The sequence below is a fragment of the Bradyrhizobium sp. BR 1432 genome (assembly GCF_051547705.1).
Classification (GTDB): domain Bacteria; phylum Pseudomonadota; class Alphaproteobacteria; order Rhizobiales; family Xanthobacteraceae; genus Bradyrhizobium; species Bradyrhizobium zhanjiangense.
This window is the reverse complement of the sequence record NZ_JBPUGF010000003.1, coordinates 3336486-3349228: the sequence shown is the minus strand read 5'-3', so window position 1 is coordinate 3349228 and position 12743 is coordinate 3336486. Positions and strand designations below refer to the sequence as shown.

12 protein-coding genes and 3 pseudogenes are annotated in these 12743 nt (G+C 64.9%); 3 read left to right on the top strand and 12 right to left on the bottom strand.

Features of this window, described 5'->3' with window-relative positions; translation table 11 throughout:
• Positions 1-127: 127 nt before the first annotated feature.
• The 7 genes and pseudogenes from ACSKB8_RS16015 to uvrC all read right to left on the bottom strand — a co-directional run bounded on the left by ACSKB8_RS16015 (position 128) and on the right by uvrC (position 6413).
• A complete protein-coding gene (locus ACSKB8_RS16015; RefSeq protein WP_438105151.1) occupies positions 128-1258 on the bottom strand; it encodes a YihY/virulence factor BrkB family protein in 1131 nt (376 codons plus the stop codon).
• A pseudogene (locus ACSKB8_RS16010) lies at positions 1259-1847 on the bottom strand (phage holin family protein).
• A gap of 90 nt (positions 1848-1937) precedes the next feature.
• A pseudogene (gene prmB / locus ACSKB8_RS16005) lies at positions 1938-2896 on the bottom strand (50S ribosomal protein L3 N(5)-glutamine methyltransferase).
• Positions 2896-3378 carry a molybdenum cofactor biosynthesis protein MoaE gene (locus ACSKB8_RS16000; protein ID WP_438105150.1) on the bottom strand — a complete coding sequence of 161 codons (483 nt, stop codon included), beginning with the start codon at positions 3376-3378 and terminating at the stop codon, positions 2896-2898. The pseudogene prmB and the gene ACSKB8_RS16000 overlap by 1 nt, the downstream one beginning before the upstream one ends.
• A 3-nt stretch (positions 3379-3381) precedes the next feature.
• Positions 3382-3633 (bottom strand): molybdopterin converting factor subunit 1, encoded by a 252-nt coding sequence (moaD, locus tag ACSKB8_RS15995; RefSeq protein ID WP_091886798.1) that lies wholly within the window; start codon positions 3631-3633, stop codon positions 3382-3384.
• Entirely contained in the window at positions 3630-4247 is a 618-nt protein-coding gene (pgsA, locus tag ACSKB8_RS15990) for a CDP-diacylglycerol--glycerol-3-phosphate 3-phosphatidyltransferase (RefSeq protein ID WP_091886795.1), read from the bottom strand. Before pgsA ends, moaD begins: the two co-directional genes overlap by 4 nt.
• A 96-nt stretch (positions 4248-4343) precedes the next feature.
• A complete protein-coding gene (uvrC, locus tag ACSKB8_RS15985; RefSeq protein WP_438105148.1) occupies positions 4344-6413 on the bottom strand; it encodes an excinuclease ABC subunit UvrC in 2070 nt (689 codons plus the stop codon).
• A 249-nt stretch (positions 6414-6662) separates the two neighbouring features.
• On the opposite strand from uvrC, the gene ACSKB8_RS15980 reads away from it, so the two are divergent.
• The gene (locus ACSKB8_RS15980) at positions 6663-7286 is read left to right on the top strand and encodes an outer membrane protein (protein WP_438105146.1); all 624 of its coding nucleotides are present in this window, start codon (positions 6663-6665) and stop codon (positions 7284-7286) included.
• Between the two features lie 70 nt (positions 7287-7356).
• On the opposite strand, the gene ACSKB8_RS15975 is transcribed toward ACSKB8_RS15980, so the two are convergent.
• The 4 genes and pseudogenes from ACSKB8_RS15975 to ACSKB8_RS15960 all read right to left on the bottom strand — a co-directional run bounded on the left by ACSKB8_RS15975 (position 7357) and on the right by ACSKB8_RS15960 (position 10112).
• Positions 7357-7572, bottom strand: a complete 216-nt coding sequence (locus tag ACSKB8_RS15975) for a cold-shock protein (protein ID WP_008544396.1) — start codon at positions 7570-7572, stop codon at positions 7357-7359.
• Positions 7573-7823: 251 nt separating this feature from the next.
• Entirely contained in the window at positions 7824-8684 is an 861-nt protein-coding gene (locus tag ACSKB8_RS15970) for a 23S rRNA (adenine(2030)-N(6))-methyltransferase RlmJ (protein ID WP_438105142.1), read from the bottom strand.
• 157 nt (positions 8685-8841) lie between these two features.
• On the bottom strand, positions 8842-9546 hold the full coding sequence (locus ACSKB8_RS15965; RefSeq protein WP_438105140.1) for a ribonuclease T2 family protein: 705 nt from the start codon (positions 9544-9546) through the stop codon (positions 8842-8844).
• Positions 9547-9651: 105 nt separating this feature from the next.
• Positions 9652-10112: pseudogene (locus ACSKB8_RS15960) on the bottom strand (hypothetical protein).
• A gap of 184 nt (positions 10113-10296) precedes the next feature.
• On the opposite strand from ACSKB8_RS15960, the gene ACSKB8_RS15955 reads away from it, so the two are divergent.
• Together ACSKB8_RS15955 and ACSKB8_RS15950 are read left to right on the top strand one after the other, a co-directional pair.
• The gene (locus ACSKB8_RS15955) at positions 10297-10590 is read left to right on the top strand and encodes a hypothetical protein (protein ID WP_091886779.1); all 294 of its coding nucleotides are present in this window, start codon (positions 10297-10299) and stop codon (positions 10588-10590) included.
• A 46-nt stretch (positions 10591-10636) separates the two neighbouring features.
• Positions 10637-11167, top strand: a complete 531-nt coding sequence (locus ACSKB8_RS15950; RefSeq protein ID WP_438105138.1) for a DUF3617 domain-containing protein — start codon at positions 10637-10639, stop codon at positions 11165-11167.
• A 174-nt stretch (positions 11168-11341) separates the two neighbouring features.
• Here ACSKB8_RS15950 and ACSKB8_RS15945 read toward each other — a convergent pair whose 3' ends face one another.
• On the bottom strand, positions 11342-12730 hold the full coding sequence (locus tag ACSKB8_RS15945; RefSeq protein WP_438105136.1) for an ATP-binding protein: 1389 nt from the start codon (positions 12728-12730) through the stop codon (positions 11342-11344).
• Positions 12731-12743 lie beyond the last annotated feature (13 nt).

The window sequence follows — 12743 nt, the reverse complement described above, 5'->3', positions numbered from 1 at the left end:
CCGGGAAAACACGGGCCGCTGTCCGACCCGTCACGCCTCATGCTCCCCCAAGCAGCATGACCTTAACATCATCGTCGATTCGAGGGGATAGCAGCCTCCAGCACGCGCGTTCAGGACCGTCATGGCGTCAGGCCGGCGCGGGGGCGCCGACCGTATCGGCTGAAACGGCCTCGCGGCTTCCGAGCGGCTTGGGGCGCCCGGTGGTCGTGTCGCGCAGGGTCTGCCGTTCGATCTCCGAGTTCAGCTCGGCTCCGAACATGATCACGATCGCAGACACCCACATCCACATCATCAGGCCGATCGCCGCACCGAGCGAGCCGTAGGTCGCGTTGTAATTGGCGAATTCCGAGAGATACCAGGACAGCAGTGCCGAGCCGGCGATCCAGAGGGTGGCCGCCATCACCGCGCCGAGGCTCAGCCATTGCCAGCGCGGCGCATCGCGGCTGGGCGCGAAGCGGTAGAGGATGGCGAGCGCCACGAGCAGGATCAGGAACAGCAGCGGCCATCGTGCCAGCGCCACGATCAATTTGCTTTCGGGCGCCAGGCCGAGGTGATTGAGCGCGAGCGGGAAGGCGACGACGGCAGCCACCATCAGCAACAGCGCCATGATGCCGCCGACCGTGAAGGCCAGCGACACCATATTGAGCCGGATGAAGCTGCGCTTCTCGCGCTCCTCATAGGCGACGTTGAGTGCGTCGAAGATCGCCTTGACGCCGGCATTGGCGCTCCAGATCGCGAGCACAAGGCCGAACAGGAAGGTGGCACCCAGCGCCGTGCTGCCCTTCGACACCACACGCCCGACCTGCTCCTCGACGATCTGGAAGGTGCCTTCGGGAAGCATCATCGCCAGCTTCTGGAGGTTATCGCTGATCGTGGAGGGATCGGCGAACAGCCCGTAGGACGAGACCAGCGCGGTCACGGTCGGAAAGATCGCGAGCAGCCCGAAGAACACCACGCCGCCCGCTGTCGCGAGCAGGCGATCCTCGTCGATGCGCTGATAGGTGCGCCAGAAGATATCCTTCCAGCCAGCCCAGGGGATCGTGAAGGGGCTCTTCGCGCGGCGGCCATGGCCGGGCTGCACGGCTGCGCGCGCCGGGTCGGTTTCCGGTGAATTCGCCTCTCCTTTACGGTGGTCCTGCGGGGGCCCCGAGCGGACCAGGGCGGAGTCCTGGAAGTAGCGCTCGGCGGTGAGCACGAACACAGCCGTGGCCGCCACCAGCAACCAGCTGTCCATCTGCTCGGAGCGCCGTACCAGCATTCACGCCTCCAGACGGTGCCTATGGCGCCGCCGGCGTGCGGCCGTAAGCCCGACCAGGCCGACGGCCGCGAGCATCAGGCCCAGTTGCACGGGACGGTTGGCGCGGTTCGGCCAGGCTTTGCTGCCACGACCGCGTTCGCCGGGCGCAAGCGGCACGAGGGGGATCGTCGTTGCGACCTCCTTCACGGCCTCCTTGACCGTTCCACGAGGAATTCCGCGGGGTGGTGATCGCAACGCGCACGCGGCTGGCAAGCGGCACGACCGGCTTGGCCGGCCGCTTCATCATCGTCATGGCGATGCCGGCACAGACCGCCGCCAGCACCAGCAGCACTGCACCGACAGCACCGAAACCCCAGAATTGCCCGTAGGTGATCTCAATCCAGCGATACAGGGCGACCAGACCGACAAAGAGGGCCGCGATGACGAACAGCCCGGCCACCGCAAACAGGCCGGCTGCAACCGCGTAGGACGTCGCGCGTCCGGTGGCCTGGCTGGTGCGGTCGCGCAAGTACGATTGCGTGGCTCGCTTGAGATGGTTGAGCTTCAGCGCCACGCCGGCGCGCAGCAATTCGCCCGATGGCGCGAGCATGCGGACATCCTCCGAGAGCCACGAAATTCGTCGGGGGATGAACGTGGCGGAATTTGACTTGTTCCGAGGGAGCGGGCCCGCCGTAGAGGATCAGCCGAGATCGGCGGCTGCGATCCAGAACACCTCGCCCTCGGAGTTTTCGGTGTCCAGCCAGAGCAACGGCAGTTCCGGAAAGGCCTCGTCGACCAGCTCGCGGCCGCGCCCGATCTCGCAGATCAACCCGCCATCCGGCGTCAGGTGATCGGGCGCCTCGCGCAGGATGCGGCGCACCACGTCGAGGCCGTCAGCGCCGCCGTCGAAAGCGAGTTTTGGTTCGGCCCGGCACTCCGGCGGCAGCGCGGCCATGCCTTCGGCATCGACATAGGGCGGATTGGTGATGATCAGGTCGTAGCGTCCATCGCCGAGCGGGCGAACAGATCGCCGCGATACAGGCTGATCCGGTCGTCGAGTCCGTATTCGCCGACATTCCGCGTGGCGACTTCGATCGCGCCCTTGGAGATGTCGACGGCATCGACCGCAGCGTTCGGAAAATGATGCGCGGCGAGGATGGCGAGGCATCCCGATCCCGTGCAGAGATCGAGCACGCGCTCGACGGCCGTGGGATCGTCGATCAGCGATCCGGCAGCGCCGTCGCTGCCGAAATGCGAATCCAGCAGCTCGCCGATGAAGGAGCGCGGAACGATGACGCGCTCGTCGACATAGAAGGGCAGGCCGCGCATGTAGATCTTGTTGACGAGGTAGGCGGCCGGTTTGCGCGTGGTGACGCGCCGATGGATGAGATCGAGGATGGTCTTGCCCTCGGCGACCGTGACGCGCGCGTTGGCAAAAATCTCGAACTGTTCGGGATTGAGATGCAGCGCCTCGCTGACCAGGAAGGCCGCCTCGGCAACCGGATCGGTCGTGCCGTGGGCAAAGGCGAGCTCGGCTTCGACAAAGCGGCTCACCGCATAGCGGACGAAATCGAGCAGCGTGAGAAGCTCACCCGGACCGACCTTCGCAAGTCTTGGCGCGGCGCGACCGCGCGCGGTCTTTTTGGATGCTCTTGCCATCAGGATCGGGTCCAGCGTGCGGCAGCTTCGTCGTCGCGGGCCTGGGCCTCGACCCAGCCGGTGCCGGCTTCGCTCTCTTCCTTCTTCCAGAACGGCGCGCTCGTCTTGAGATAATCCATCAGGAACTCGGCCGCCTGGAACGCGGCCTGGCGGTGTTGCGAGGCAGTCAGAACCAGCACGATGTTCTGGCCGGGCATGAACCGGCCGACACGGTGAATCACCGTGACGCCGTTCAGCGGCCAGCGCGAAATCGCCTCGTCGACGTGACGCTTGATCTCTTCTTCCGCCATGCCCGGATAATGTTCGAGCGTGAGCGCGGCGATCTTCGCGCTGTCCTCGTCGGCTCGGCAGATGCCGGAGAAGCTCACGACCGCGCCGATGTCGGTACGGCTCTTGGTCAGGATCGCGATCTCGCGCGCAATGTCGAAATCGTCCTCCTGGACGCGGATTGTGACGGGGCAGGTGGTGACAGCGGAGGTCATGGCCTAGCCGCCTGTCATCGGCGGGAAGAACGCGATCTCGCGAGCGCCCGCGATCGCGGTGTCCTGCTTGACATGGGCATGATCGATCGCGGCGCGGATCACCTTCGGCTTCTCGAAGGCGTAGGCGTAGGCCTCGCTCCGGCCGGACAGCCAGGCGATCAGCTCCTCGATGGTGCGCACCGTCGCGGGCGGCTCGATCATCTCCTCGGCCTTGCCGACGCGCTCGCGCACCCAGGCGAAATACTTCACCTTCATCCCTCGTCCTCCTTGATGAGGTGATGGATGCCGGCGCGGAAATAGTCGTAGCCGGTGTACATGGTGAGGATCGCCGAAGCCCACAGCAGCGCCAGTCCGATCATCGACACCACCGGCACCACCTCATCGCCGGCCGGACCAGCGAGCAGGAAGCCGATGGCGACGAGCTGAACCGTGGTCTTCCATTTGGCGAGCTTGGTGACGGGCACGCTGACGCGCAGCGCGGCGAGGTATTCGCGCAGGCCCGAGACCAGGATCTCGCGGCACAGGATCACGATGGCAGCCCACAGCGACCAGCCATGGATGATGCCGTCGGCAGCCAGCATCAGCAGGCACGAGGCGACCAGCAGCTTGTCGGCGATCGGGTCGAGCATCCGGCCGAACGCCGATTGCTGATTCCAGATTCGCGCATAATAACCGTCGAGGTAGTCCGTCACCGCGGCGCCGATGAAGATGGCCACCGCCACCCAGCGCAGCCATAGCGGCCCGTCCACGATCGACTGCGCGTAAATGCATCCGACCACGACCGGGATCGCGGCGATCCGGCCGTAGGTCAGGATGTTGGGAAGGGACATCGAGCGCCTGGTTGCCCCTCGTGTCGTTGCGATGTTCATCCGTCCTACCAATACCGCTGGTGCCTGAACGTCAACCGTTCCGCTCCCCAATGAGGCGCGGACGCAACGATCATATGACCGCGATCCCCCTTTAGTTCATCCCGGCTGGGGATGGAAATACTCGAAAATCCTGCGGGCGCTCTCGGCGCTGACCCCCGGAACCTTGCCGAGATCGGCGATCGAGGCCCGCTCGATCTCCTTCAGGGTTCCGAAATGATGCAGCAAGGCACGTTTGCGTGACGGGCCGATGCCCGGGATCTCCTGCAAACCGGCCTCGCGGATGTCCTTCTTGCGCAGCTTGCGGTGCGAGCCGATGACGAAGCGGTGGGCCTCGTCGCGCAGGCGCTGGATGAAATAGAGCACGGGATCGCGCGGCTCCAGCTTGATCGCCTCGCGCTCCGGCATGAACAGGGTCTCGCGGCCCGCATCCCGGTCCGGCCCCTTGGCGACCGACATCAGCGACACCTGAGTCAGGCCAAGATTTGCAAAGATCTCGCGGACGGCGTTGAGCTGGCCGCGGCCGCCGTCGATGATGACGAGATCGGGCCATTGCGGGAAATCGTCGTCCTTGGCTTTGGCCGGGCCCTCCTCGGGCGGATTGATCAGGCGCTTGAAGCGTCGCTCCAGCACCTCGCGCATCATGGCGTAGTCGTCGCCGGGCGTCAGCCCTTCCGACTTGATGTTGAACTTACGGTACTGGTTCTTCACGAAGCCATCCTGGCCGGCGACGATCATGGCGCCGACCGCGTTGGTGCCCTGGATGTGGCTGTTGTCGTAGACCTCGATGCGCTTGGGCACGTGCGGCAGGCTTAGCGTCGCGGCCATGGCCTCGAGCAGGCGGCTCTGCGTCGCAGTGTCCGCGAGCTTGCGGCCGAGCGCCTCGCGCGCATTGGTGAGCGCGTGGGTGACGAGCTCCTTCTTCTCGCCGCGCTTGGGCGCGGTGACCTCGACCTTGTGGCCGGCTTTGATCGACAGCGCGTTGGCGAGCAGCTCGCTCTCCTCGATCTCGTGCGAGAGCAGGATGTTCTTCGGCGGCGGCTTGTCGTCGTAGAACTGGGCGAGGAAGGAGCCGAGCACCTCTTCCGGGGTAAACGTCTTTTCCGCGCGCGGAAAATAGGCGCGGTTGCCCCAGTTCTGTCCGGTGCGGAAGAAGAACACCTCGACGCAGGAGAAGCCACCCTCCTGGTGGATGGCGAACACGTCGGCTTCCTCGACCGTGCGCGGATTGATGCCCTGCTGCGACTGGATCGCCGACAGCGCGGCGAGGCGGTCGCGGTAGAGCGCGGCGCGCTCGAATTCGAGCTCGCCGGAGGCCTTCTCCATCTCGCCGGCGAGCTCCTGCTTCACCGCATGGCTCTTGCCGGAGAGGAAGTCGGTCGCCTCGCGCACCAGCGTCGTATAGCCGGGAAAGTCGATCTCGCGGGTGCAGGGGCCGGCACAGCGGCGGATCTGGTAGAGCAGGCAGGGCCGGGTACGGCTCTCGAAGAACGAATCGGTGCAGGAGCGGATCAGGAACGCGCGCTGCAGTGCGGTGATGGTGCGGTTCACGGCGCCCGCTGAGGCGAACGGGCCAAAATAGCGGCCGGGCCGCGTCTGCGCGCCGCGGTGCTTCAGGATCTGGGGCGCCCAATGGTCGCCGGTGATCAGGATGTAGGGAAACGACTTGTCGTCGCGCAGCTGCACGTTGAAACGCGGCCGCAGCTGCTTGATGAGGTTGGCCTCCAGCAGCAGTGCTTCCGTCTCGGTGTTGGTCGAGACGATCTCCACGGTCGCCGTGGCGGCGATCATGCGCAGGATGCGCGCCGGCTGCGGCGCACTCTGGCGCGCGTAATTGGACAGGCGCTTTTTGACGTTCTTGGCCTTGCCGACATAGAGCACGTCCGCGTTCGCATTGAGCATGCGATAGACGCCGGCCGAGGTGGGGGCGAGCCGGACCGCGCGCTCGATCGCCTCATGACCGGTCGCCAGCGGGCCCTCGCCGACCGCGCCGCTCTCTTCCAGGATATCCGGCAGCCGCGCATCGTCCTCGTCGTCGCCGCTCGCTGTCGCGGGATCGAGGTCGGGTGGCGCCATTTCCGCTTCCCGGGGCGGGGCGTGCGGCGCGGTGACCCGCACCGGTTTGCGCGCGCGTGCGTCGTCCGGGTTGTCGGGGAAATCGTGAACCATGGTGCGAATTTAGGCGCTGGGGGTGCCGATTTGAAGTTCCGGCGGTGGTGCACGCACAGGATGGCGAGCGCAGTTCCCGGTAACGCTTGCTTAAGCCTGTTAACAGCGCGGTAACCCGGCTTAACAGCCCTTTAACTTAGAACTCTCGATAAATCTTACGCGAAAAAGTGGTGGTTCCGTAACCATGCGGTCTGGCCTTGCGCGGCAGCGCAGGCATCGCGCGGGACGGCAGTTGCGTTGGAGTGTGTGATGAAGGGGCTCGTTGTGGGCGCAGCCGCGTTGGCTGCAGCCGGCTGGACAGCTTCGGCAGGGGCCGCCGATCTCAATTACGGGCAGCGCGCGCCCTATACCGTCAATCAGCCGCTCAATGCGTATAGCTGGGCTGGTCCTTATCTGGGCGGCAACATCGGCTACGAATGGGGCTCGGTCGACAACAATCCCTCAAAGCCCTCCGGTTTCGTCGGCGGCGTGCAGGCCGGCTATAATTTCCAGAACGGCCCTTGGGTGTTCGGCGTCGAGGGCGACATTCAGGCCGCCGGTGCCGATGATACCTTCGCGCCGTGGAAGTTCTCCAATCCGTGGTTCGGCACCCTGCGCGGCCGCGCCGGCTATGCCTTCAGCAACGTGCTGTTCTACGGCACCGCGGGCCTCGCCTTCGGCGAGTTGCGCGCGCAAACTTTCGGCTGGACGGAGTCGCACACCGCCGCCGGCTGGACCATCGGTGCCGGCGCGGAAGTCGGCCTTGCGCCGAACTGGAGCGCCAAGCTCGAATATCTCTACATCGACCTGTCGACGAGCCAGTTCGCAATTACGGGCGTGTCAAACGGCTATAGCGCCAGCGTTGTCCGCGCAGGCGTGAACTATCACTTCTGATAGCTGAAGAAGAAAATACCGGACCAACCTCCCGGCCGCTCGCGGCCGGGATTTTTTTAAGCCAGGCTCGCTAGGAGAGGATGACCAAATTGACCGCCTTCGGTCCCTTCCCCTTCTTGTCCGGTTCGACTTCGAAAGTAATACGCTGTCCTTCGGCAAGGTCCTTCAGTCCCGCCCGCTCCACCGCGGTGATGTGAACGAAGACGTCGCGGCCGCCGTCGTCGGGCTTGATGAAGCCGTAGCCGCGCTCACCGTTGAAGAACTTGACCGTTCCCGTCATGGCCATCGGGAAACTCCCCCTCATTGCTCCTCCGCCGCGACGCAAACTCACGTCACGACATGACCGGACCTTACGAAGCCCGGGAGCTGGCCATCCTTGGGCGGACCTCATCGGCCCGGCCGGATCTTTCTTAGGCCTTCACTCCGCCGCAACCATTCGCGGAAGCGGAACGTAAAGCCAGTCACGGCAACAGCATAATACGGTTCTTCGCAGATTGACTACCGCTCCTGCATATTTTTCCCAAGAATGCCGGAGTGTTACGGCCTCGGCACCTCCAATCGGAATCTGGCAGCGCCGCCCTGGCCGAGCGGCATTTCGAGCTCCGGCAGGATCGTCTTGAGCTCGCCGTGCAGCGTGTAGGGCGGGTTGACGATCAGAAGACCGGCGGAAGTGAGGGCGGCACCATCGAGCTGCGGCGCCACGCTGAATTCGAGGCGCAGGCATTTTCCGGGCGGCTTTGCTGCGGCTGCGAGCCGCGCCACCGTTTGCGCCAGCGTGTCCGTGGCGCGCCGGTTCTTGGCCGGATACCAGATTACGTAGATACCGGTCGGCCATTTCGCGAAAGCCGTTGCGAAGGCCTCGCCGAGCCGCTCGAATTCGTCCTTGGCCTCGAACGGCGGGTCGATCAGCACGAGGCCGCGCCGCTCCTTCGGTGGCACGAAGGCCGGCAGTGCCATCCAGCCGTCGAGATCGACCACGCGCGCCTGTTCGTCGCGGCGCAGCACGTCGATCAGCGCCTTGCGTGCCTTCGGCTCGAGCTCACAGGCGACGAGGCGGTCCTGCGGCCTGAGCAGGCCGCGCGCGATCAGCGGCGAGCCCGGATAGGCCTTGAGCTCTCCCTTCGGATTGAAGGCGCGGACGATGTCGAGATAGGGTTTGGTCAGCGCCGCGGTCTCGTTCGACAGGCGCGCCTGCATCAGCCGTGCAATGCCGGTCAGCCACTCGCCGCCGCGGCGTGCCTCGTCGCTGCCGAGGTCGTAGAGACCGGCGCCGGCATGGGTGTCGATGACGCGGAACGCCGCCGGCTTGTCCTGCAAATAAGTGAGGATGCGCGCCAGCACGATGTGCTTGATGACATCGGCGAAGTTGCCGGCGTGGAAGGCGTGGCGGTAGTTCATGGGACCAGACTATGTTGTCTCGCGCGATCCCAACCCCTTGTCATTGCGAGCGCAGCGAAGCAATCCAGAATCTTACCGCGGAGGCAGTTTGGATTGCTTCGTCGCCAGCGCAAAATTGCTTCGCAATTTTGTCGCGGGCTCCTCGCAATGACCGGAACTATCCACCCCTGATCGGCGGCATCGTCACCTGGTCGCGGCGGCAGGCGCGGCGTTCGATCTCGTCGCAGGCGCGGAATTGCAGGTCCTTGCTGAGGCAGATGCGGACCTCGGAGAGCCGGGTCCGGTTGCAGGTGACCGAGATGGCGGCATCGCTGAGGCCGGGATTGGCCTTGATGAAGGCGTCCTCGATCTCCGCCGGCGCCACGGTCTTGGCCTGCGACAGATCGAGATATTCTGCCGGGATCTTGATCGCGGCGCGCGCCTTGCGGATCGTCTCGAAATAGCTGCGGCCCTCGAGCCCGGAGCAGGTGCCGTGCTTGTCCCATTCGTTGAAGATCAGGCCCGGCGCCGGCATCAGGTCGAGCATCGAAGAGACGATGCTGCGGTTCAGCCGCGGTGCCGGCCGCTGGCAATATTCGGGGAAGCCGCTCTCATATTGCGGCCACAGCCCATGCACCACGAAGGCGTAAGGGCGTCCGCTGCACTGCATCTGTGAGCGGCCGCCGCGCTCGGCCGCTTCCTCGCAGAAGGAGGGCGACCATGATAGCGACAGCACATAGAAATCGAACTCGCCCGGCGCGTTCTGCCGCTTGTCCTGGGCCTTTGCGCCGCTGGCGAACGAGGCCAGCCCCGCGGCAAGGATCAGGGAAAGCGTCAGCGAGATCACCAGGCGGGAGAACGAATGCAATCTGGAATGAAACATGGCGACGCCCCTCAACTAGACTGTGCAAGGAAGCCTAGCAGGCGATAAGAACATTTCAAGAACAAAATTCAGGCGACCGCCATTCAGCCGCCAGATCGACCCGAATCAGGGCTTTGCGGCGCGGCAGGCCGGATTATAGGCCCAGTTGCGGTCGACGCCGACGACGCACCATTCGACGCCATTGCCGTAGCCGGCGAAGCCGCCATCCTCGATGATCGAGAAATGCACCTTGCGCACCTTGCCGTCATTGAGCAGGGCATCGCCGGTGCAATAGCGGCGCGGAATGTTATCGGACTGCCAGGGACGGAACGCGATTTCGCGGACGGCGGAGAAGCCGGTGATTTTCAGCGAGGAATTCCAGAACGAGCTTTCTTTTCCCAGAACTGGTTGGCGATCGTCGGCAGCGCCTTGTCGCAATCGGCGACGGCGCCGTCGTAGCGCGGTCCGCTCAGCCAGAAATTCAGCTCCAGCGGATTGGCGGCCCTGGCCTCACCGAGCGATAGCGCCCCGAACATGAGGCCGAGCACGGCGGCAAAGCGGAGCGATTTCGGGGAGGGGGCGCGCATGGTCAATCCGGACAGCTAAAGTCTTGCGAAGGTCGGACGGTGCCGCGAAGGCCGGGAGAGGTCAAGTGCAGCGCGGCAACACTTCGCCAGGAGTTGACCATATCGTCGCAGCCGGCAGGGCTTCCGTTCTTTTCACTTCCAGTCCGGCACCGTAAACTGAGGGCAGCCAATTGGAGTGACGGGAATGCGAATCATTGCGGCCGCGGGCCTTCTTGCCTTGGGTATGATGGCGAGCCAGTCGGCGCGCGCCGATATCCTTCCAGTGCCGCCGTTCAAGGGCAACGACACCGGCGGCATCATCGCCTATTCGATGGCGACCCAGGCCGATGCGCGACAGGTCGCGGTCGATCATTGCGCGCGCTACGGCAAGGTCGTCAAATTCCTCGCGGTGCAGGCCTATGAGGGCGGCTACATCTCGTTCTCCTGCCGCTGGGTGCCCTATGGCGCCGCCGAGCGGCCGATCCGCACTCTCTACTGAGGCGTTGTCGTAACGCCCAAAGCTTCTCAAGCCGGGAGTCTTCCACATGACGCGCAAACTCGCTTTGCTCGGCTCGGTCGCTTGTCTCGTGCTGTCGGCAGGCGCAGCCGGCGCCGACGATCTGCCGATGCGCAAGGCCGGGCTATGGGAAATGAAGCTGGTCACGACCGGCTCGCCCGTGCCCGAGATGACGATGCAGCACTGCACTGACGAGACCGTCGACAAGGAGATGAGCAACAACGTCTCCCCGATGGCAAAGCAGATCTGCGCCAAGCAGGAGATCAAGAAGACCGCGACCGGCTATGTCAGCGATTCCGAGTGCAGCGTCGCCGGCGTCAGCACGACCTCGCATGCCGAGATATCAGGCGATTTCAATTCGGCCTACACCGTGAAGACCTCTTCGCATGCGCAAGGCGGCGTCGCCGGCGCGGCCGGCCGCGATAGCACCATGACGCTCCAAGCCAAATGGTTAGGGGCCTGCAAGCCGGACCAGAAGCCCGGCGACATCGTGATGCCAGGCGGCTTCAAGATGAACGTGCGCGATGTCGATAAGCTGAAGGCGCTGCTGCCGAAGTAGACGCACTCACCGCGCAACCGGTGCGCTCCCTCGCCCCGTTCTTACGGGGAGAGGGTTGGGGTGAGGGGCCTCTCTCCGCGAACGAGATTTTTGTGAGACCTGTACCCCCTCACCCGAATTCGATCTGCGATCGAATTCGACCTCTCCGCAAGCGGGGAGAGGTGAAGAAGCCGCCTACACCGGAATCCGCACGCTTGCCCTCAATCCTCCCATCGGACTGTCGCCGAGAGTGATGTCGCCGCCATGGGAGCGGGCGATGTCGCGGGCGATCGCGAGGCCAAGGCCGGTGCCGCCTTCGTCCTGGTTGCGGGCGTTATCCAGCCGCAGGAACGGCTTGAACACCTCTTCGCGCAAATGCGCGGGAATGCCGGGCCCGTCGTCGTCGACAGTGACGATGAGATAACGGTGATCGCGCTGGCCGGTGATGGCGATGGCCTTGCCGTAGCGTGCGGCGTTGGTGACGAGGTTGGCGAGGCAGCGCTTGAACGAGGCCGGCTTCACCGTCACCACCGGCAGGCCGTGGAATGCGACGGTCGCGGTGTGGCCGTGGCGTTCGGCGTCACTGCGCAATTCTTCCAGGGCCTGGGCCATGTCGGTCGGCTGCGATTGCTCGCCGGAATCGCCGCGGGCAAAGGCCAGGTAATCCTCCAGCATCATCGACATCTCGTCGACGTCCTTGCGCATGCCCTCGAGCTCGGGACTGTCGCCGATCAGCGCCAGCTCGAGCTTGAAGCGGGTCAGGATGGTGCGCAGGTCGTGGCTGACGCCGGCGAGCATCGCGGTGCGCTGCTCCATCGTGCGCTCGATGCGCGATTTCATTTCGAGGAAGGCGACGGAGGCGCGCCGCACCTCGCGCGCGCCGCGCGGTCTGAAGTTCGGCGCCTCGCGGCCCTTGCCAAAGCTTTCGGCGGCATCGGCGAGCCGAAGGATCGGCTTGATCTGGTTGCGCAGGAAGAGCACGGCGACGATCAGCAGGATCGAGGACGTGCCGACCATCCAGAACAGGAAGATCTCCGAGTTCGAGGCATAGGCGGCGCTGCGCTGCGCGAACACGCGCATCACGGCATCGTCGAGCTGGATGCGGATTTCGACCAGGTTGGAGCGGCCGACGGTGTCGATCCAGAACGAACGCCCGATCTGGCGGCCGAGCTGCACCGACAGCGTCTGGTCGAGCAGCGAGAAGAACGGCTTCGGTCCCGGCGGCGGCATGTCGCCGGCGGGCAGGAAATCGACGACGAGGCCGAGCCGCTGCTGGGCGATGCGGCGGATCTGGTCGCGATCTTTGTCCTGCGGATAGCCCTTGTAGACGTCGATCAGCGCGGCGATGTCCTGCACCACTGCGGCCGACAGGCGGCGCGTCACCGTGTTCCAGTGCCGCTCCATGAACACGAAGGCGACGACCGATTGCAGGATCACCATCGGCACGATCATGATCAGCAGCGCGCGAGCATAGAGGCCAGTCGGCATCCAGCCCTTGAATGCGTTGCCCATCCAGCCATTGGCGGCGGAGACGCGGCCGGCGGCGCTCTTCAGAAGCGTCAGGCCGGTATCGATCGTGCTCATCGGTCGCGCTTCA